This is a genomic window from Cupriavidus gilardii (assembly GCF_013314895.1).
Lineage (GTDB): Bacteria > Pseudomonadota > Gammaproteobacteria > Burkholderiales > Burkholderiaceae > Cupriavidus > Cupriavidus gilardii_C.
This window is the reverse complement of the sequence record NZ_JABTYE010000012.1, coordinates 75016-96313: the sequence shown is the minus strand read 5'-3', so window position 1 is coordinate 96313 and position 21298 is coordinate 75016. Positions and strand designations below refer to the sequence as shown.

The window sequence follows — 21298 nt, the reverse complement described above, 5'->3', positions numbered from 1 at the left end:
ATCGCCACCCCCCGCTCAGACGCGGCCCATCGCGAATCCCTTCGCGATGTAGTGCCGCACGAACCAGATCACGATGCCGCCGGGCACGATCGTCAGCACGCCAGCGGCGGCCAGCACACCCCAGTCCATGCCCGAAGCCGACACCGTGCGCGTCATCGTTGCCACGATGGGTTTGGCATCGACCGAAGTCAGCGTGCGCGCCAGCAGCAGCTCGACCCAGCTGAACATGAAGCAGAAGAACGCCGCGACGCCGACGCCCGCCTTGATCAGCGGCAGAAAGATCGTCAGGAAGAAGCGCGGGAACGAATAGCCGTCGACATAGGCGGTCTCGTCGATCTCGCGCGGCACGCCCGACATGAAGCCCTCCAGGATCCACACCGCCAGGGGCACGTTGAACACCAGGTGCGCGAGCGCGACGCCCAGGTGCGTGTCCATCAGGCCGACGCTGGTATAGAGCTGGAAGAACGGCAGCAGGAATACCGCCGGTGGAGTCATGCGGTTGGTCAGCAGCCAGAAGAACACATGCTTGTCGCCGATGAACTGGTAGCGCGAGAACGCATAGGCGGCGGGCAGCGCGACGGTCACTGAAATCACGGTGTTCAGCGCGACATAGATCAACGAATTGATGTAGCCCGAATACCAGGACGAGTCGGTGAAGATCGTGCGGTAGTGCTCCAGCGTGAATTGCGCGGGCCACAGCGACAGCGTCGACAGGATCTCGTCGTTGGTCTTGAACGACATGTTGAGCATCCAGTAGATCGGCAGGATCGCAAAGACCAGATAGACCAGCAGGAAGGCGGCGCGCCACCAGCCGCCGCGCGAGGCCGGGTCATGCATGGGGAACCTCCTCGGCGACGGTGCCGGCGCGCTGCATCCAGTTGTAGAGCACGAAACACAGCAGCAGGATGATCAGGAAATAGACGATCGAGAATGCCGCGGCCGGGCCCAGGTCGAACTGCCCCACGGCTTTCTGCGTCAGGTACTGCGACAGGAACGTGGTGGCGTTGCCCGGCCCGCCGCCGGTCAGCACGAAGGGCTCGGTGTAGATCATGAAGCTGTCCATGAAGCGCAGCAGCACAGCGATCATCAGCACGCCGCGCAGCTTGGGCAGCTGGATATGGCGAAACACCGCCCAGCGCGAGGCGCCGTCGATCTGCGCGGCCTGGTAGTAGGCATCGGGAATCGCGCGCAGGCCGGCGTAGCACAGCAGCCCGACCAGCGGCGTCCAGTGCCAGACGTCCATCACCAGCACCGTCAGCCACGCGTCCAGCGCGTTGCCGGTGTAGTTGTAGTCGAAGCCGAGCCCCGCCAGCGCGGCGCCAAGCAGGCCGATGTCGGTGCGGCCGAAGATCTGCCAGATGGTGCCGACCACGTTCCAGGGGATCAGCAGCGACAGCGCGACGATCACCAGCACCGCCGACGCCTTCCAGCCGCGCGCCGGCATCGACAGCGCCAACAGGATGCCGAGCGGAATCTCGACCAGCAGCACCGCCAGCGAGAAGCCGAGCTGCCGCAGCAGCGCATCGTGCAGCTCGCCGTCGCGCAGCACCGCGCGGAACCATTCGGTGCCGACGAACACGCGCCGCTCGGGCGAAATGATGTCCTGCACCGAGTAGTTGACGATGGTCATCAAGGGCAGGATCGCCGAGAACGCGACGCAGATCACCACCGGCAACACCAGCAGCCACGCCTTCTGGTTGATCGGCTTCATCGGACCAGCTCCTCGTCGACGTAATAGCAGGTATGGCGGTGAAAGACCGAGAACCACGCGGTGTCGCCGGGGCGCAGCGCGGCGGCCTCGTCGCCGAGCCGGGCGCGCAGCGGCGGCGCACCGGCGGCGCCAGCGGTGCCATCGGTGCCATCGGTGCCCGCACCGCCAGCGTTGTCCTGCAGCCGCGCGGCGGCGATCCAGTAGGTGCCGATGTCCTGCGCGCGCTCGATCACCGCGGGCACCGCCTGTTCGTCGTCGGGCCGCGCCAGCCGCAGGTATTCGGGCCGCACGCCGATCTTGAACGTGCCGGCCGCCTGCAGCCGCTGCGTAATGGCCTCGTCCGCGGGCGGCGCATAGCGTCGTCCCGCCAGTTCGATCCAGCCGTCGCGCCAGCGCGCCGGCAGGAAGTTCATGCCGGGCGAGCCGATGAAATGGCCGACGAACGTATGCGCGGGCCGCTCGAACAGCGCATCGGCGGTACCGACCTGCACCGCCTTGCCGCGCGACATCACCACCACCTGATCGGCAAACGTCAGCGCCTCGGTCTGGTCATGTGTGACATAGATCAGCGTCAGATGGAATTCGCGGTGGATCTCTTTGAGCTTGCGCCGCAGCTGCCATTTCAGGTGCGGGTCGATCACCGTCAACGGTTCGTCGAACAGGATCGCGGCGACATCGTGGCGCACCAGTCCGCGTCCCAGCGAGATCTTCTGCTTGGCGTCGGCAGACAGGCCGCTGGCCTGGCGATCAAGCACGGCGGAGAGGTCCAGCATCTCGGCGACCTGCCCCACCCGCTCGCGCACCTGCGCCGCCGGCACGCCGCGGTTTCGCAGCGGAAAGGCCAGGTTCTGGCCGACTGTCATGGTGTCGTAGATCACCGGGAACTGGAACACCTGCGCGATATTGCGTGCCTGCGGCGATTCGCCGGTGACATCGCGCCCGTCGAACGACACGGTGCCCTGCGACGGCCGCAGCAGTCCCGAGATGCAGTTCAGCAGCGTGGTCTTGCCGCAGCCGGACGGCCCCAGCAGCGCATAGGCGCCGCCGTCGTCGAAGGTGAAGCGCAGCGGCAGCAGCGCATAGTCCTCGTCGCGGCGCGGATTGGGACCGTAGGCATGGGCCAGGTCCAGATCGATACGGGCCATGGCTTCAGTTCCCCAGCCCGTTGCCGGGCTGCAGATGCGCGCGGCGCGGCGCGCGGATGCAGCGGCCCTGCGCATCGAACAGATAGAGCTGGGACGGATCGAGCCGCAGCGTCACCGTCTCGCCCAGCGCAAGCTCCAGCACGCCCGGCACCTGAGCAACCAGATTGCCGACCGCGGTATCGACGTGCACGAAGGTATCGGAGCCCGACAACTCGGCCAGCGCGACCCGGCCCGGCAACGGCACGCCTTCGCGCGCACGTGGCACGCCGACGGCCAGTTCGTCGTGCCGGTCCGACACGCCATCGAGCCACAGCGTGCCAGCGCGCACGCCCGCGGTGACCGGGCCGGCATAGCCTTGCAGGGCATCGCGGATGCCGGCCGCCGCGCCATCATCAGGCCGCAGCGCGATCTCGATGCCGTCGGGCAGATGCACGGCGGCGTCGCGCCACTCGCCGGCGATCAGGTTCATCGGCGGGTCGCTGAAGGCGCGTGCCACGCGCAGCGAGTCGGGATAGTGGAAGACCTCGGCCGTGGGCCCGTATTGCAGCAGCTCGCCGGCATCGAGCACCGCGGTATGGCCGCCGAGCAGCAGCGCCTCGGCCGGCTCCGTGGTCGCGTAGATCACGGTGGCGTCGCCCTGCGCGAACAGCTGGGCCAGTTCCTCGCGCAGTTCCTCCCTGAGCTTGTAGTCCAGATTGACCAGCGGCTCGTCCAGCAGCATCAGCGGTGCGCCCTTGGCCAGCGCCCGTGCCAGCGCGACGCGCTGCTGCTGGCCGCCGGACAGTTCGGCGGGATGGCGCTCGAGCAGATGGTCGATATGCAGGCGCGCCGCCAGCGTGCGAACGTGCCGGTCGATCTCGTCGGCGCCGCGCAGCCGCAGCGGCGAGGCGATATTGTCGAACACGGTCAGCGACGGGTAATTGATGAACTGCTGGTAGACCATCGACACATTGCGCTGGCGTACCGGCATGCCGGTCACGTCGGCGTCGTCGACCAGCACGCGGCCGGCGCTGGGGCGGTCGAGCCCAGCCATGACGCGCATCAGCGACGTCTTGCCCGCCTGGGTCGCCCCGAGCAGGATCGTCACCGCGCCAGGCACCGGCGCCAGCGACATCGGATAGAGATGGACCTGCGAACCTGCCTGCTGCGCGATGCCTTCCAGTCTGAGCTGCATCCGGTCTCCGTCAGGGTTCTGCTGCCCGGCGCGCGGCATGGTCGGGCCCGAAGACAGGTCGCGGGATCAGCGGACACAGGGCGGGACGCAAAGGAACACCGGCGCGCATCGATTGCTTGCTTGCTCGTTTTAGTAAAGAAGCGAACAAAAAACAATAGTGCGATGCATCATTTGTTTTCGTTTTTGTTTGAACTAGAATCCCGGCATGACGCTCAATCCCCGCCAGACCGCTCTTCTGGAAGAAGTCCGCAGCCAGGGTTTCGCTTCCATCGAAGAGCTAGCACGCAAGTTCGGCGTGACCCTGCAAACGGTCCGGCGCGACGTCAATCTGCTGGCGGAGAACGGCATGCTGGCGCGCTTTCACGGCGGCGTGCGGATGGATGGCTCGACCACCGAGAACATCGCCTATCGCCAGCGCCAGTTGCTCAATGCCGAAGGCAAGGCGCGCATTGCGCGGGCGGTGGCCGCCGCAGTGCCCCAGGGGTGCTCGCTGATCATGAACATCGGCACCACGGTCGAGGAAATCGCCCGGGCGCTGATGCATCACCGCGGCCTGCGCGTGATCACCAACAATCTGCACGTGGCGAACATCCTGGCCGACAACCAGGACTGCGAGGTCATCGTCGCCGGCGGCGTGCTGCGATCGCGCGACCGCGGCATCATCGGCGAGGCCACGGTCGAGTTCATCCGCCAGTTCAAGGTCGATATCGGGTTGATCGGCATCTCCGGCATCGAGGCCGACGGCACGCTGCGCGATTTCGATTTCCGCGAGGTCAAGGTCGCGCGCACGATCATCGAGCATTCGCGCGAGGTGTGGCTGGCCGCCGATGCGACCAAATTCAACCGGCAGGCGATGGTCGAGCTGGCGCACCTGTCGCAGATCGACCGGCTCTTCACCGACGAGCCCTTGCGGGCGCCGTTCGAGCAAATCGTTGCGGACAGCGGGGTGAAGTGTGTGGTGGCGGGAGATTAAGGCGCGGCGCTGCCCTCTCCCCTGTCCCTCTCCCGCTCGCGGGAGAGGGAAAATCGGTGTGCGCGTGCTGCCGGTATTCGCAGAGGCTGCCGCAGGGGCGATGGAGAAAGAAAGTCCGCCCGTGCCGGCGGTGTTCTCCCCTCTCCTGCATGCGGGAGAGGCGGGAGAGGGGCGGGAGAGAGGGCAAGAGCGCGCGTTACTTGAACACGACCGTCTTGTGCCCGTTCAGCAGAATGCGATGTTCGGCATGCCACTTGACCGCGCGGGCCAGCGCCACGCATTCGACATCGCGGCCGACCGCGGTCAGCTGGTCCGGGTCCATGCTGTGGTCGACGCGTTCGATCTCCTGCTCGATGATCGGGCCCTCGTCGAGATCGGCGGTCACGTAGTGCGCCGTCGCGCCGATCAGCTTGACGCCGCGATCGTGCGCCTGGTAGTAGGGCTTGGCGCCCTTGAAGCTGGGCAGGAACGAATGGTGGATATTGATCGCGCGGCCCTCGAGCTTGCGGCACAGGTCGTTCGACAGCACCTGCATGTAGCGGGCGAGCACGACCAGGTCGATCTTCTGGTCCTGCACCACTTCGAAGACCTTGGCCTCCTGCGCGGCCTTCTGCTCGGCCGACGCGTTCATCAGCGGCAGATGGAAGAACGGAATGTCGTAGGACGCGGCCAGCTGGTAGAAGTCGCGGTGGTTCGACACGATGGCCGCGATCTCGACCGGCAGCTGCCCGCTCTTGGCGCGGAACAGCAGATCGTTCAGGCAATGGCCGATGCGCGACACCATGATCATCACGCGCGGCTTGATCGCGGCATCGAACAGCTCCCATTGCATCGAGAACTGCTCGCCGACCGGCGCGAACGCGCTCTTGAGCGTACCGAGCTCGGGGCCGCCCGGGGCCGCGGTGAAATGCACGCGCATGAAAAAGCGACCGGTGTACTCGTCACCGTACTGGTCCGAATCGACGATATTGCAGCCGTGCTGGAACAACAGTCCCGAAACGGCGTGCACGATGCCCGGCTGATCGGGGCACGAAATGGTCAGAATAAAGCCTGGATTGCTCATCGTTGGGGTTCTCTGGAGGGGGCGCGCCGGGCGGGCCGGCCGCCGTGCAGGGCGCGGTACAGCGAGACTGCGCTAGTCGGCGAAGCCCGGTACCGGCGGTGCCCAGCCGCGCCGGTGCAGCGCAGAGAGCGTCACCAGCGTGGCATCGAGCGTCATCGCGCCATCCGCCATGATAGCAAGGGCTGCCTCCGGCCCCACCAGCCGGTGCTCGGCGACTTCGCCGTCGCGGTTGTGCGGCACGAAGTCGGCGGGCAATTCCAGGTCGTACAGATAGACCATCTCCCACTGCACGCCCTCGTCGATTTCGCGCAGCACCTCGACCGCGCCGTGGGCCTGCGCCTGGCCCGCGAGCCATGGCGGAATGCCCGATTCCTCGTCGCACTCGCGCACCAGCGTGGCCAGCGGATCGCTGCCATGGGGCATGCCGCCGGCGACCAGGTTGTCCCACATGCCGGGATCGACGGCCTTGCTCTCGCTTCGCCGCGCGATCCACAGTGCGCGCTGCCCCGCCACGATGCCGTTCATGTGCGAGGCAAAGGTCAGCAGTCCAAGATAGCGGGCGGCGGCGCGTTCGATCGTCGCGAAGGCCGGATGCGCCAGCGCCGGCGTGACGGCGAACGCTTCATCGCGCCAGCCGCGCAGCAGGTTGTGCGCGGCCAGACGGCGGGCCAGCGCGGCCAGCGCCGCGCTGCGGACGTCAAAGTCGTCCACGTCGGGCAACAGCACGACCTGGCCCTCGCGCTCCGGCCCGAGCACGGCAAAGTCGATGCCCTCGACCCCTTCCAGTTCGCGCAGCGTCTGCGCATGCCGGCGCGGCAGCCAGCCGACCTGCCGGTCCTCGACGGTCAGCCGCAGATGCTGCGCCGGATCGAAACGCGAGCGCGCGGCCAGATTGGCGGCGATGCGGCAGGCAAGGTCCCGGGGATCGGATATCGACATAGTGGCGCCCGGCACGGGCGTTCTCCCAACGAATCAAGGTACGACGTTACGTACGCAACAACGGTATCAGCAGGATGGCAGCCATGACCGACAGCACGACGCCAGCACGCGGCGAATACATCCTGGCGCTCGACCAGGGCACCAGCAGTTCGCGGGCAATCCTGTTCGATCATGCCGGCAATGTGGTGCGGATCGCCCAGCGCGAGTTCCGGCAATATTACCCGCAGCCCGGCCACGTCGAGCACGACCCCTACGAGATCTGGCAATCGCAGCTGGCGGTCGCGCACGAGGTGCTGAACGCCGCGGGCGTGTCGCCGCGCCAGATCCGCGCAATCGGCATCACCAATCAGCGCGAGACCGCGGTGCTGTGGGACCGCCGCACCGGCGAGCCCGTCGGCCGCGCCCTCGTTTGGCAGGACCGTCGTACCGCGCCGATGTGCGAGGCGCTGCAGCGCGACGGCCATGGCGAGCGCTTCCGCGCGAAGACGGGCCTGGTCATCGACGCCTATTTCTCCGGCACCAAGCTGCGCTGGATGCTCGACCACTACGACGGCGCGCGCGAACGCGCGGCACGCGGAGAGCTGGCCTTCGGCACGGTCGACAGCTGGCTGATCTGGCAGCTGACCGACGGAAATCGCCACGTCACCGACGTCTCCAACGCGTCGCGGACGATGCTGTTCAATATCCACGAATTCCGCTGGGACGACGAACTGCTGGCGCTGCTCGATATTCCGCGCAGCCTGCTGCCCGACGTGGTGCCTTCCAGCGGCGAGGTGGCACGCACCTCGCAGCGCGTGTTCGGCGCCGAGCTGCCGATCGCCGGCATCGCGGGCGACCAGCAGGCGGCCACGTTCGGCCAGGCCTGCCTCTCGCCCGGCATGGCGAAGAACACCTATGGCACGGGCTGCTTCCTGCTGATGAATACCGGGTCTTCCCCGGTGGTCTCGCAGAACCGGCTGCTGACGACGATCGGCTGGCAGCTGGGCTCGGGCGCCAGCGGCGGCTCGGCGCAAGGCACGACGCAAGCCGCGACGCAAGCCGCGACGCACGCCAACACGCAATACTGCCTCGAAGGCGGCGTCTTCATGGGCGGCGCCACGATCCAGTGGCTGCGCGACGGCCTGCAGATCATTCAGAGCGCGCCCGAGGTCGAACCGCTGGCGCGGCAATGCGAGGACACCGGCGGCGTGGTGCTCGTCCCCGCGTTCGCGGGGCTGGGCGCGCCGCACTGGGACGCGTTTGCCCGCGGCACGCTGATCGGCATCACCCGCGGCACGGGCAGACCGCAGATCGCGCGCGCCGCGCTCGAGGCGATCGCGCTGCAGAGCGTCGACGTGCTGGACGCGATGCAGAAGGACGCCGGCATTGCGCTGGCCGAACTGCGGGTCGATGGCGGCGCCTCGCGCAGCGACCTGCTGATGCAGATGCAGGCCGACCTGCTCGGCACCGCGGTCGTGCGTCCGCGCGTGACCGAAACCACCGCGCTGGGCGCCGCCTATCTCGCGGGCCTTGCCTGCGGCTTCTGGCGCGACCAGCAGGAACTGGCCAGTCAATGGCAGATCGAACAGCGTTTCGAGCCGCGGCTGTCGGCCGACGCGCGCGAGAGCCAGCTCGCGCGCTGGCATCGCGCGGTGGACCGCGCGCGGGATTGGGCGCGCGATGATCCCGCATCCGCCACTGCCTCGGCGACCAGCTGAACGCGTTCGCTCGAACTACCAGATAACCGCCAATCACCGACGATCCGACGATCGGCCGACGCGCCGCAGAACCGCCACCGCCACCGCCACCATCGATCCGATTCGCACCGCTCTCCTTCGACATGCAGACACCCAACCCTACCCTGCCCCCCGATCGCGCGACGCTGCTCGCCACGCTGGAGCGCGAGCGCCGCTGGGACGTGATCGTGATCGGTGGCGGCGCGACCGGCCTCGGCACCGCGGTCGATGCCGCCTCGCGCGGCTATCGCACGCTGCTGCTGGAGGCAGCCGACTTCGCCAAGGGCACCTCCAGCAAAGCCACCAAGCTGGTGCACGGCGGCGTGCGCTATTTGGCCCAGGGCAATATCGGCCTGGTGCGCGAGGCCCTGCAGGAGCGCGGCATGCTGGCGCGCAACGCGCCGCATCTGGTGTGGCCGCTCGGCTTCGTGGTGCCCGCCTATCAGCTGTTCGACCAGCCCTTCTACGGCATCGGACTGAAGGTCTACGACATGCTCGCCGGCAGCCGCAACCTGATGGACAGCCGCTGGCTGAACCACGAGGAGACGCTGGCAGCGGCGCCGACGCTGGCCGAGCATGTCGGTGGCCGCCCGTTGCGCGGCGCGAATCTGTATTTCGACGGGCAGTTCGACGACGCGCGCCTGGCGATCGCGCTGATGCGCACGTTGTTCGATCTCGGCGGCATCGCGCTGAACTATGCCCGCGTGACCGGCCTTGTCATGCAGGCCGGCGTGGTCGGCGGCGTCACCGTGCGCGACGCGCTGGGCGACGCCGAACTGACGCTGCATGCCGAATGCGTGATCAATGCCACCGGCGTCTGGGTCGACGCGGTGCGGCGCATGGAGGACGAGCGCGCGCAGATGATGGTGGCGCCCAGCCAGGGCGTGCACCTGACGCTGCCGCGCAGCTTCCTGCCGGGCGATCGGGCGATTCTGGTGCCCAAGACCGACGACGGCCGCGTGCTGTTCCTGGTGCCCTGGAACGGGCACACGATCGTCGGCACCACCGACACGCCGCGACGCGACCTGCCGCTGGAGCCGCGCGCCGAGGACGACGATGTCGACTTCATCCTCGAGACTGCGGCGCGCTATCTGTCGCGCGATCCGACGCGCGCCGACGTCACCAGCGTCTGGGCCGGACTGCGGCCGCTGGTCAAGGCGACCGGCGAGAGCTCGACCGCCTCGCTGTCGCGCGAACACACGATCGTGGTATCGAAGGCGGGCCTGATCACGGTGACCGGCGGCAAATGGACCACCTATCGCAAGATGGCCGAGGACGTGGTCAATACCGCGATTCGCCGCCAGATGCTGCGCGCCGCGCCTTGCGTGACCGCCGATCTGCCGCTGCATGGCGCCGGCGCGTGGGCTGGCCAGCAGGCCAACCTGAACGCCCCCGACCGCTACTATGGCGGCGATCTCGGGCTGTTGCGCAGCCTGCCCGGCGCAGACAACGTGATCGCGCCGGAATCGGGCCTGACCGAGGCGCATGTCCGCTTCGCCGCGCGCTATGAACTGGCGCGCAAGGTCGAGGACGTGGTCGCGCGCCGCAACCGCCTGCTGTTTCTCGATGCCCGCGCGGCCGAAGCCGCAGCGCCGCGCGTGGCCGCGATCCTCGCGGAAGAGCTCGGTCACGACGCCGCCTGGCAGCAGGCGGAGATTGACAGCCTGCGCACGCTGGCGGCCAGCTATCGGCTCGACGTGGACCACCATCGGGGCCATCGCCGTGACGACCATGGCGTCGGGCGTTGAGCGTCCTGCGCCGACATCATCCGCCTTTGCCCCTCGACCGCTCCCCTGCAAATCGATATGGCTATCCCCTTCCTCTCCCCCTTGACCGCCGTCATCGTTGGCGTCGCGCTGCTTGCCGCCACCGCCTACAGCGCCCCGGCACAGGCCCGTCCCGGCATCGACGGCGTGCGCTTCGGCACGCCGATCACCGTGCATTACCGCTGCGATGAAGGCAAACAGCTGACTGCACGCTATTTCAACAGCCCCGACAACCAGATCGCGATCCTGCGTCTGGACGGCAAGCCGCTGTTGTTCGTCACCGTCCTCAGTGCGTCCGGCGCGCGCTACGCGCATGGCCAATATGTGTGGTGGACCAAGGGCGACGACGCGATGCTGCAGGACATCACGCAGGGCGAGCACGCGCCGCCGACCTACGCCAATTGCCACGCGCAGCGATAGCCCTGCCGCGCCAGACACGCAAAGGGTGGGCGCGACCATGGTGTCCGAGCGATAATGCGGGTCATCGAATCAGGGAGAACACCATGGACGAGATAGACGATCTGTCCGATCTGCCGATGCCCCGCTTCATCTGGGGCTTCGCCATCGCCACCGGCAAGGGGGGCGAAGTGATGCACGACGAATTCGAGTATCTGACCCATACCCGCAGTCCGCGCTTCACCTGCCGCGTGGTCGAGCTCGAGGACATGCCCGCCGAGAGCGACGAGTCCGGCATCGATGGCCGCATCGTCCACTACGACGATCCCGCCCGCCTGTTCTACATCACCGATGCCGGCATGGCGCTGGTCAATTTCCAGCTGTTCGACAAGCTGCCGGACCGCCAGAAACTGAAGAATGTCTGCGACGAGGCCATCCGCAACTGGATGATCCGGCGCGATTTCCTCGACAGCGAGGATGACGAGGATTGAGCGCAAACAAGCCGCAAACAGGCCGAAAACAAGCGGAAAACAGGCGGAAAACAGGCGGAAAACAGGCGGAATACGGGCCCGAAATGGCCCGAGTCCTGCATTGATGCAGCGCACCGATCCCCGCCTGCAATGCCGGCAGCCCCTCGGACATCCGGTCGGCCCAGTCCTACAAGCCTAGCGGAGCGGTCCCGACAGTAGGCCCGGCCCGCGCTCCCTATAGTGAAGCCATGGAGTTCACGACAAGGAGCGAAACCATGCCTTATATCCTCGCCTGGTTGCTGGGTGTACCGGCCTTCGTGCTGGTCCTGATCTGGCTGTTCGCGCACTGATCCCCCGCGCGTGGCCGGCGGCCTTCGCGACCTTCCCGCCGTCGGCCCATGCACCATGTGGCAACGATCCAACGTCCGCCCGTAGGCGGACGTTTTTATTGCGCCTTGCCATCGCGCCGCAGCGGTCCTGCGTGGACATTCGTGTAGACTCCGCCGGACAAGGCGCATCGTATTGCCACAGAGCGCCGCCCCCGCCGCTGCTATCGAGGGGAACCTGGCCAGACGGACGCACAACGGGCGTTCATCGTTTATTTGGCATTGATGACGAGGATCGATTTGACTGCCGCCACGCCGCGCCGGCGTGGCGCCATGCTGACCACGGCATGCCTTCTGGCCGCGATGGCGTTGCCGCCGGCCTACTCCCAACCCGCTTCCCCCGCTACGGCAGTCGATGGCCCGAGCAGCAACGGCGGCGCCGCCACGCCTGCCGCCGGCGTGCCCGCGACGCCGGCCGGTACGCCGGTGCGCCGCCAGACGCTGACGGTCGCCGAGATGGGCGCCTATGGCCCGATCGCGCTGCGCGGACTGGATCCCGAACGCGTGCTCAATGTCGGCATCCGTGCCGACGAGGTCGTGACCAGCGCCACGCTGCGGCTGCACTACACGTATTCGCCCTCGCTGATCTATCCGCTGTCGCATCTGAAGATCAAGCTGAACGACGAAGTCGTCGCCACGCTGCCGCTGGAGGCCAATCGCGCCGGCCAGCAGGTCACCCGCGATATCCCGCTGGAGCCGCGGCTGTTTACCGATTTCAATCGCCTGGCGATCGAATTCATCGGCCACTACACCGTGGACCACTGCGAGGACGCCGCGCATTCGGCGCTGTGGACCGATATCAGCGCCAACAGCGCGCTGACTCTGACCACCGCCGCGCTGCGCCTGCCTGACAACCTGGCGCTGCTGCCGCTGCCCTTCTTCGACCGCCGCGACAATCGCCGCGTCACCGTGCCGTTCGTGCTGGCCGACAACGCCGACATGGCGACGCTGCGCGCGGCCGGCGTGGTGGCGTCGTGGCTGGGCGCGCTGGCCGACTATCGCGGCGCGCGCTTCCCCGTGGCGCGCAGCGCGCCGGCGGGCCAGCACGCGATCATGCTGACGCTGCCGGGCCCCGCCGCGGCCGCGCTGGGACTGCGCGAGATCGCCGGTCCCTCGGTCACGGTGATGCCCAATCCGAGCAGCCCCGACCACAAGCTGCTGGTGATCGCCGGCCGCAATGCCGAGGAATTGCAGACGGCGGCCAATGCGCTGGTGCTCGGCAAGGCGGCGATGGCCGGCCGCCAGGCATTGATTCAAACCGTCGACCTGGGACCGCCGCGCGCGCCGTATGACGCGCCCAACTGGGCGCCGGTCGATCGTCCGGTGCTGTTTCGCGAGCTGGTCACCGATCCGCAGCAGCTGCAGGTCTCGGGCAACGACCCGCAGGCGATCCGCGTCAATCTGCGCGTGCCGGCCGACCTGTACGGCTGGAATCAGCGCAGCGTGCCGCTGAACCTGAAATACCGCTATACCGCGCCGTCCACCTACAACGACTCGGTGCTGAACGTCGATATCAACGAGCAGCTGGTGCGCTCGTATCGGCTGCGTCCGGTGTCGGGGCACGACGACGAGAATCTGGTCAGCGTGCCGCTGCTGTCGGGCAGCGATGCGGTGATCTCCAACGAGATCCGCGTGCCGGCCTTCCGCGTGGGCAGCGACAACCAGATGCAGTTCCGCTTCCATCTGGACTCGCAGAAGACCGGCCTGTGCGCGTCGACGCCGGCCAAGGTCGCGCGCGCCGCGATCGATCCGGACTCGACCATCGACTTCAGCGGCTTCGCCCACTACGCGGCGATGCCGAACCTGGCCTTCTTCGCCAACAGCGGCTATCCATTCACGCGGCTGGCCGATCTGGCCGATACCGCGGTGGTGCTGCCCGACGCGCCGCGCGCGATCGACCAGGAAGCGCTGCTGACGCTGCTGGGCCATATGGGCCGCTGGACCGGACTGCCGGCGCTGCGCGTCGCCGTGGTGCCGGCCAAAGACGTCGAATCGGTCAGCCAGCGCAATCTGCTGATCGTCGGCAACGGCAGCGCCGGCGAGCTGCTGGCGCGCTGGGGCAAGTCGCTGCCGTTGATGATCGCGCGCGGCAAGACCGAGATGGCTTTGCGAGACCAGCGCGCCAGCGCCTGGTCGAACTGGCTCAGCGACAGCGAGCCCGAAGCGATGACGCCGGCCGGGCGCGCGATCCTGTCGGCCGACGGCCCGCTGGCCGCGCTGGTCGGCTTCGAATCGCCCTATCGCGAGCGCCACAGCGTGGTGGCGGTGACCGCCACCGAGGCCGAGCGGCTCGGCGACGTGCTCGATGCCCTGGACGATCCGTCGAAGGTCGCGCAGATCCGCGGCGACCTGACCGTGGTGCGCGCCAGGGAGGTGGAAGGCCTGCGGCTCGGCGAGCGCTATTTCGTCGGCGACTTCCCCTGGTATGCGCGGGTCTGGGTGCGGGTGTCCTCGCACCCGGTCTTCCTCGGCCTCGCCGGCATCCTGGCGGGCCTCGCGGTGGCGCTGAGCGCGTTCTGGGCGCTGTCCCGGCTGGCCGCCCGGCGCAACGGGGGCTGAGATGGCGGCGTTGCAGATGGTCGCTCGCCTGCGCGATAACGTCGGCCGGCTCGCGGCGGCATCGCGGGCGCTGCTCGGCGCCGCGCTGCTGACCGCGTCGCTCGGCTGCGCCGCGGCGTCGTGCCCCTGGCCTGCGTGGGACAGCTTCAAGCGCGACACCATCAGCGCCGACGGCCGCGTGATCGACGCCAGCACGCCGCAGCAGACCACGGTCTCCGAGGGCCAGGCCTATGCGCTGTTCTTCGCGCTGGTCGCCAACGACCGGCCCACCTTCGAGCGGCTGCTGGCCTGGACCGAGAACAACCTTGCCGAGGGCGATCTCGCTTCGCGCCTGCCCGCGTGGATCTGGGGCAAGCGCGAGGCCGCCGACGGCAAGCCGGAAAGCTGGGGCGTGCTCGACAGCAACCCCGCCTCCGACGCCGATCTGTGGATCGCCTACGCGCTGCTCGAGGCCGGCCGCCTTTGGCAGGAACGCCGCTACACCGCGCTCGGCACCGTGATCGCGCGCCAGGTGGTGCGCCAGGAGACCGCGCTGCTGCCGGGGCTGGGCCGCACGCTGCTGCCCGGGCCGATGGGCTTTCATCCTTCGCCGACGATGTGGCGGCTCAATCCGAGCTATGTGCCGCCGCAGCTGATGCGCCGCTTCGCGACGCTCTGGCCGCAACAGCCCGAATGGGCGCAGCTGCTGACCAGCTCGGCGCGGCTGCTGCTCGATACGGCACCGCGCGGCTTCTCGCCCGACTGGGTCGAATACCACGGCGGTGCCAAAGCAGGCTTTCGTCCCGACCAGCAGACGCAGGCGGAAGGCGCCTACAACGCGATCCGCGTCTATCTGTGGGCCGGCATGCTGGCGCAGCAGGATCCGTTGCGCGCGCCGCTGCTGAAGACCTATCGCCCGATGGCCGACTACACCATCGCGCACGGCCATCCGCCCGAGCGCGTCGACACGCGCTCGGGCGCCGTCGGGCCGAATTCGGGCAACGCCGGCTTTTCGGCCGCGGTGGCGCCGTATCTTGCCGCGCTAGGCGAGACCGGCGCGGCGCAGGGCCAGGTCGAGCGGATGCGCAAGCTGGCCGCCGAACAGCCGCTGGGCTATTACAGCCAGGTGCTGGCGCTGTTCGCCCTCGGCCATCTCGATGGCCTGTACCGTTTCGAAGCCGACGGCGCGCTGACGCCGGCCTGGACCGCGACATGTCCCGCTCGCCGCTGATCGCCGCCGCCGCGGTGCTGATCGTTCCGGCGATGCCGGCGGCAGCGCAGACCCCCGCCGCGCAGCCCTCCGCCGCGCCGGCGGCCAACGCGGAACTGGCGCGCCTGCTGTCGTCGGCCCGCATGTGGGACGCGAAGAATCGCGCCGATCTGGCACGCGGCGCGCTCGACAAGATCCTGACGATCGATCCGCAGCAGCCCGACGCGCTGCTGTTGCTGGCGCAGATCGAACTGCGTTCGAATCGTCCGGCCGAGGCCCAACGCATCCTGCAGCGCCTGCGCCAGCACCATCCGAAACACCCGGCCACGCGCGAACTCGAGGACACCTACCGTCTCGCCACGCAGGACAAGCGCGAGATGGCAACGGTGCGCATGCTGGCGCGCGGCGGCAACGAAAAGGAAGCGCTCGACCGCCTGCAGCAGCTGTTTCCCGATGGGCCGCCGCAGGGCGAGCTGGCGATCGACTACTACCGCATCCTGGCAGGCACGGACGCCGGCCGGCCGCGTGCGATCGCGGCGCTGCGCAAGCTGTTGCGGCAGCAGCCCGACGATGCGCGCCTCGCGCTGGCACTGGGCGATTTGCTGACCGACCGCCCCGCCACGCGCGCCGAAGGCCTCGACCTGCTGTATCGGCTGAGCCAGCGCACCGACGCCGATCGCAAGACCGCGCTCGACATCTGGCGCCGCACGCTGTATCGCGTCAACGACGATCCGGCCTACGCGATCTGGTTCGAGCGCTATCTGAAGGAAGTGCCGGACGACGACATCGCGCGGCAAACCCTCGCCGAACTCGACAGAAAGCGCGAAGCGCATCGGCGCATGCTGGCCGATCCTGCCTACCAGGCGCGCGAGCGCGGTCTGCGGCAACTGGAGCGCGGCAATCTCGCCGAAGCCCAGGCCGCCTTCGAGCAGGCCATGCGCACGCGCGGCAACGATGCCGAGGTGGTCGGTGGCCTGGGCCTGGTGCGGCTGCGCGAGGGCCGACACGACGAAGCGCGCACGCTGTTCGCCCGCGCGCTGCAGCTCGATCCCGAGCAGCGCAACAAGTGGCGCAGCCTGCTGGACACCGCCACCTTCTGGGGCACGCTGGCACGCGCCCGGCTGGCCGGCACGCAGGGCAAGCCGGGCGAGGCCGAAACGCTGGCCCGGCAGGCGCTGGCGCGCCAACCCGACAACGCCGATGCGCTTGCCATCCTCGCCGACGCGCTGGTGGCGCAACGGCGCGAGGCCGAAGCCGAGACGCTGCTGCGCCAGCAGTTGGCCGGCCGCACGCCGGATCCTGGCGCGCTGCGCAGGCTGGTGGCGCTGCTGCAGAACAACGGCCGCCACGCCGAGATCGGTCCGCTGCTGGCCGCCACCGAGGCTCGCCTGGAAAAATCGCCGGCCAATGCGGACACGCTGCGCCAGCTGCGCGCCGAACTGCTGACGCGCCAGGCCGACCAGCTGCTGGCCGAGCGACGCGCGAGCCCCGCCATCGCCAGGCTGGAGGATGCGCTGCGGCTGACGCCCGACGCGCCATGGACGCGCTACACGTTGGCACGGGCCTATCGCGATCTCGGACTGCCGGCCCTGGGCCGCGAGACCATGGAGGAAGGTCTGCGTCTCGCGCCGAGCGCCGACATGCGCTATGCCACCGCGCTGTTCCTGAACTCGGTCGACGATCCCGACGCCGCGGCCTCGCTGCTGGCGCAGATCCCCGAAGGCGAGCGCACCGAAGGCATGCGCGAACTCGGCGGCAATCTGCGTGCGCAACAGTGGCTGCGTCAGGGCCGCCTCGCGCTTGCCGCCGGCCGCACCGACGAGGCGCGCGCGTTGCTGCGGCAGGCCGCGGACGCAACGCAGGCGGACCCGCAGATGCTGGCCACCGTCGGGCGCGAAGCGATCGCGCTGGGCGAATCCGACTACGGGCTCGGGCTGGTGCAACAGTGGCTGGCCGCTCATCCCGACGATCCCGCCATCGGCGTGCGGCTGCGCTACGGCGAGCTGCTGGCCGCCGCAGGCCGCGATGATGCGCTGCGCGGCTGGCTCGACGACTTGCGTGCGCGCGATGCGCAAACGCGCGGCCAACGGGGCGCCTTCGAACCCGAGCAACGTGCCGCGCTCGACGATCAGTCGCTGCGGCTCGCGCTGCGCGACACCGACCGTCATCTCGATGCGGACGATCCCGCCAGCGCGTTGCGCGTGCTGGCCGCGGTGCCTGCCGAGCAGCAGCGGGACCGGCGCTGGTCGCTGGCACTGGCCGACGTGCGCGAGCGGCAAGGCGATCTCGGCGGCGCGGCGGCCGCGGCCCGGGCGGTGCTGGCGCGCAACCCTGGCGATGCCGACGCCCGTTTGACGCTGGCGCGGCTCGCCGAACGCGCCGGGCGCGACAACCAGGCGCTGCGCATCGTGCGCGAGGTGCTGGCCACCACCGCCGAGGACGACATCGATACGCGGCTGTCGGCGGCGCGGCGCCTGACTGCGCTGCGGCGCGACGGCGAAGCGGCCGCCGTGGTCGACGCCCTGCGTCAGCGCTATCCGCAGCGCGCGGACATCGTCGTGCAGCAGGGACGCATCGCGCAGTCGCGCGGACAGTTCGACGATGCGGCTTCGCTGTACCGGCAGGCCCGCACGCTGGAGCAGGCCGAAGCGTCGGCGCCCGCGGTCGGCGGCACCGCTGCGCAGCGCGCGCTGCAGGATCTCGACGCGCGGCGCGATGGGCAGGTCGCCACCGCCACGCTGTTCTCGCGCAAGTCCGGCGACAGCGGCATCTCGGAGCTGAGCGCCACCGAGATTCCGCTCTACGTGCGGATTCCGCATGGCTACACCGGTCATGTGTTCTTCCACGCCGATACGGTGTTGCTCGATGCCGGCACGCTGCATCCCGACGCCGACAGCGCCGAAGAGTTCGGCCAGATCGCCGCACGCGGCACTGCGGGGCTCGCGTCGCGCGGGCAAAACGACAAGGGGATGGCGCTCGCCGCCGGGTATGCGTACAACGGCGCCTATGGCAGCTGGCGCGCCGACCTCGGCACCACCCCGCTCGGCTTCGTCGAGCAAAGCATGGTTGGCGGGCTGCGCTACCGCGCCGAACTGCGCCGCTCCGCTGCCACCATCGACCTGTCGCGCCGCCCGGTGACCAGCAGCCTGATCTCGTACGCGGGCGCCATCGACCCGGCCAGCAACGAACGTTGGGGCGGCGTGGTGCGCAACGGCATCACGCTCGGCTATTCGCATGATGTCGGCCGCGGCAGCGTGTTCGCTACGGTCGGCGCCGGCGTGCTGACCGGACACAACGTGCGCACCAACCGCGAAATCACGGTGCGCACCGGCTTCGACTGGCCGCTGCTCGATGCACGCAACCAGCGCGTCAGCAGCGGCCTGGTGGTCAACTACTGGCGCTATCAGGAGAACCTGCGCTACTACAGCTTCGGCCACGGCGGTTACTACAGCCCGCAGCGCTATCTGTCGCTGGCGGTGCCGCTCGAATGGACCGGCCGGCGCGGTCTGTGGTCGTGGCGGCTGGGCGGCTCGGCGGGCTGGTCGGATACGTACGAGAAGGACATGCCCTTCTATCCGACGCGGCCGGACCTGCAGGCCCTGGCGAACAATCGCACCTTCCGCGGCGGCAACGGCGGCGGCTTCAGCTATACCGCGCTGGCCGCAGTCGAGTACCGCTTCGCCCCGAAGTGGGTGGCGGGCATGGCGCTGCAGATCGACCGCTCGCGCGACTATGCGCCCAATCGGGCGATCGCCTATCTGCGCTATCACTTCGAACCGCAACGCGGACCGGTGCCCTTCCCGCCCGAGCCGGTGCGGCCGTATTCCTCGTACTAGATCGGACCGACGCGAATCATGAGCCCATCGACGAGGCCTGCCGCCACTTCCCTGACCCCGGACTCCGCGGCATCCGCCGCATCGAGCGCGCCGGCGCTGCCGCGCTCGGCGCTGTTCGCGCGGCTGCAGGCCCGGCCTGCGCTGGCGATCGACGGCCTGCCGTCCGAACTGGCGACGCTGGCGCCGGGGCACGTGCATATCGTCTATGCCGAGCCGTCGCCGGCGCGCGACGCGTTGTTCTGGCAGACCGCCGCCACCGCGCTGCGCGGACCGGCGACGGTGCTGTCCGCGCGTCCGGCCGACGGCATCGCGCAGGCGCTGCGCGAACACGGGCTCGATATCGACGTGGGCGGCGCGCTGCATCATCGTGCCAATCTGTGCGGGCTGCGCGTCGGCAGCGACAACGGCCATCGCGGCGCCGACATCGACACGCTGCTCGACGCCCTGCAGGCGCTGGCCGACCAATGCGCGGCCCGCAATAGCGCGGTGATGGTCGAAGGCGCGGAAGCCTGCTTCTCCTGGCACGACGGCGCGCGCCTGTCGCGCGAAGGCGCGCGGCTGGCGGCGTGGTGCGCCCGCGAACGTCTGTCGCTGCTGCTGGTGCTGGCCCCGCCGATGGACGATATCGACGACACCCGGCGGCCGGCCGATCTCGGCAGCCTGCATGCGCGCTTTGCCGGAGCCGCGCATCTGGCGCAGGTGCAGGGCCAGTACACCTGGGAGGTGGCGTTCTGGCGCGATCACGAGGCGGTGCTCGCCAGCCGCTCGCTGCCGCTGCGCTTCGCACCCGACGAGCACCGCCTGATGGTCAGCGGAGCGGGCATCGAAGGCGAAGGCGGCGATCCGGCGTCGGCCGGCCTGCTGGCGCCCGACGAACATCGCGTGGTGGTCTGCCGCGATGCCGTCGCGCACGAACGCTGGGTGCCGGAGTCCTGGCAGTTGGTCGACAGCAACGAGGCCGCGGTAGCGAGCGCCAGCGGCGCGGTGGCGGCCACCGTGCTGCTGCATTACCACGGCAACCGCGCCTTCGAGGCGCTGGCCGAACAGGTGCACCGGCTGCGCCGCACGCGCGGCAGCGCGCTCAAGATCGTCGTGCGCGAGGACCAGGAAGCGATGCGGCAGCACTACGAGCTGCTGCTGCTCAATCTCGGCGCCAATCTCGTGATTGCGCGACGCACGCCGTTCGCGCGTGTGCAGGCGATGCTCGAAGGCGTGCAGGGGCAGGTGTTCTCGCGCCCGCTGCCGGCGGACTACCGCACCGCCCTGTCGGCGGTGCTGACCGGTTCGGCGATCGGCTACGTGCCGCCCGCCGAGTTCATCGACACGGTGCGCGGCGCGGTCGAACAGGGCCGCACCATCCGGCTGCCGCACGTGCTGCTGCGCCTGACGCTGCTGCCTGAGGTCGCGCATATCGATGCGCTGCGCGCCTGCCGGATGAACCGCACCGGCGATATCTGCAGTGCGGACGCCGACAGCGTCTATGTGTTCTTCTTCGCCTGCCGTCTCGACGACGCCGATGCGGTCTGCCGGCGCGTGTTCCAGCGGCCGCTGGAGGCGCTGTTCTCGGGGGAGCTGCGCTGCGGCGATGCCCCGACCATCGAGGCCGCGCTGAACGCGTTCGCGCAGCAGGCCGCGGAGCGGGCGCTGCCCGATTACAGCGGGTGGCTGCAGGCACGGGAGCAAGCGAGCGAGGCGACGATGGGGGAAGGCGCCGCCCTCCCCGCGACACCAGCTGCGACACCGGCTGCGACACCGGCTGCGATGCCGACTACGGCGCCGACTGCGGGGTCGGCAAGCACGGGCCCGCAGGCCACGGCCAGTACGCCGCCAGGGGATCGCGCCCGACCCGCACTGCCGCTGCTATCCCCGCTCGACGCGCTGCGGCCCTCCGCATCGGCACACGCCGGCTCGCGTCCCAAACCCCGCACTGCGCCGGCGCCCGCCGCGGTGCCGCTCAAAACCAGGGAATAGCATCG

15 protein-coding genes are annotated in these 21298 nt (G+C 69.2%); 9 read left to right on the top strand and 6 right to left on the bottom strand.

Annotation, left to right across the window (positions count from 1 at the left end):
• Positions 1–15: 15 nt before the first annotated feature.
• From HTY53_RS13760 to HTY53_RS13745, 4 genes are read right to left on the bottom strand one after another with little or no spacing between them, the layout of a single operon-like run.
• Positions 16–837 (bottom strand): carbohydrate ABC transporter permease, encoded by an 822-nt coding sequence (locus HTY53_RS13760; RefSeq protein WP_006576490.1) that lies wholly within the window; start codon positions 835–837, stop codon positions 16–18.
• Positions 830–1711 (bottom strand): carbohydrate ABC transporter permease, encoded by an 882-nt coding sequence (locus tag HTY53_RS13755; RefSeq protein ID WP_174107147.1) that lies wholly within the window; start codon positions 1709–1711, stop codon positions 830–832. The genes HTY53_RS13760 and HTY53_RS13755 overlap by 8 nt, the downstream gene beginning before the upstream one ends.
• Positions 1708–2856, bottom strand: coding sequence for an ABC transporter ATP-binding protein (locus tag HTY53_RS13750; RefSeq protein ID WP_174107145.1), 1149 nt, complete (start codon positions 2854–2856; stop codon positions 1708–1710). The genes HTY53_RS13755 and HTY53_RS13750 overlap by 4 nt, the downstream gene beginning before the upstream one ends.
• A 4-nt stretch (positions 2857–2860) precedes the next feature.
• A complete protein-coding gene (locus HTY53_RS13745; protein WP_174107144.1) occupies positions 2861–4030 on the bottom strand; it encodes an ABC transporter ATP-binding protein in 1170 nt (389 codons plus the stop codon).
• A gap of 205 nt (positions 4031–4235) precedes the next feature.
• Between HTY53_RS13745 and HTY53_RS13740 the strand changes: the two genes are divergently transcribed.
• Positions 4236–5003, top strand: coding sequence for a DeoR/GlpR family DNA-binding transcription regulator (locus HTY53_RS13740; RefSeq protein ID WP_174107142.1), 768 nt, complete (start codon positions 4236–4238; stop codon positions 5001–5003).
• A 196-nt stretch (positions 5004–5199) separates the two neighbouring features.
• Here HTY53_RS13740 and purU read toward each other — a convergent pair whose 3' ends face one another.
• Together purU and HTY53_RS13730 are read right to left on the bottom strand one after the other, a co-directional pair.
• Entirely contained in the window at positions 5200–6066 is an 867-nt protein-coding gene (purU, locus tag HTY53_RS13735; protein WP_149319792.1) for a formyltetrahydrofolate deformylase, read from the bottom strand.
• 72 nt (positions 6067–6138) lie between these two features.
• Positions 6139–7005, bottom strand: a complete 867-nt coding sequence (locus tag HTY53_RS13730; RefSeq protein ID WP_174107225.1) for an NUDIX hydrolase — start codon at positions 7003–7005, stop codon at positions 6139–6141.
• Between the two features lie 74 nt (positions 7006–7079).
• On the opposite strand from HTY53_RS13730, the gene glpK reads away from it, so the two are divergent.
• From glpK to bcsE, 8 genes are all read left to right on the top strand, one after another.
• Positions 7080–8702, top strand: coding sequence for a glycerol kinase GlpK (gene glpK, locus HTY53_RS13725; RefSeq protein ID WP_438820960.1), 1623 nt, complete (start codon positions 7080–7082; stop codon positions 8700–8702).
• A gap of 122 nt (positions 8703–8824) precedes the next feature.
• The gene (locus tag HTY53_RS13720) at positions 8825–10468 is read left to right on the top strand and encodes a glycerol-3-phosphate dehydrogenase/oxidase (RefSeq protein ID WP_174107125.1); all 1644 of its coding nucleotides are present in this window, start codon (positions 8825–8827) and stop codon (positions 10466–10468) included.
• A gap of 57 nt (positions 10469–10525) precedes the next feature.
• Complete coding sequence (locus tag HTY53_RS13715) at positions 10526–10906, top strand: MliC family protein (RefSeq protein ID WP_174107123.1); 381 nt, start codon at positions 10526–10528, stop codon at positions 10904–10906.
• Between the two features lie 83 nt (positions 10907–10989).
• On the top strand, positions 10990–11373 hold the full coding sequence (locus HTY53_RS13710) for a hypothetical protein (protein WP_174107121.1): 384 nt from the start codon (positions 10990–10992) through the stop codon (positions 11371–11373).
• 638 nt (positions 11374–12011) lie between these two features.
• Complete coding sequence (bcsB, locus tag HTY53_RS13705) at positions 12012–14297, top strand: cellulose biosynthesis cyclic di-GMP-binding regulatory protein BcsB (RefSeq protein ID WP_254599952.1); 2286 nt, start codon at positions 12012–12014, stop codon at positions 14295–14297.
• Positions 14298–14313: 16 nt separating this feature from the next.
• Positions 14314–15507, top strand: a complete 1194-nt coding sequence (gene bcsZ / locus HTY53_RS13700; protein WP_254599951.1) for a cellulose synthase complex periplasmic endoglucanase BcsZ — start codon at positions 14314–14316, stop codon at positions 15505–15507.
• A complete protein-coding gene (locus HTY53_RS13695) occupies positions 15489–19322 on the top strand; it encodes a cellulose synthase subunit BcsC-related outer membrane protein (RefSeq protein WP_174107115.1) in 3834 nt (1277 codons plus the stop codon). Before bcsZ ends, HTY53_RS13695 begins: the two co-directional genes overlap by 19 nt.
• 18 nt (positions 19323–19340) lie before the next feature.
• On the top strand, positions 19341–21293 hold the full coding sequence (gene bcsE, locus HTY53_RS13690; protein ID WP_174107114.1) for a cellulose biosynthesis protein BcsE: 1953 nt from the start codon (positions 19341–19343) through the stop codon (positions 21291–21293).
• Positions 21294–21298: the final 5 nt, after the last annotated feature.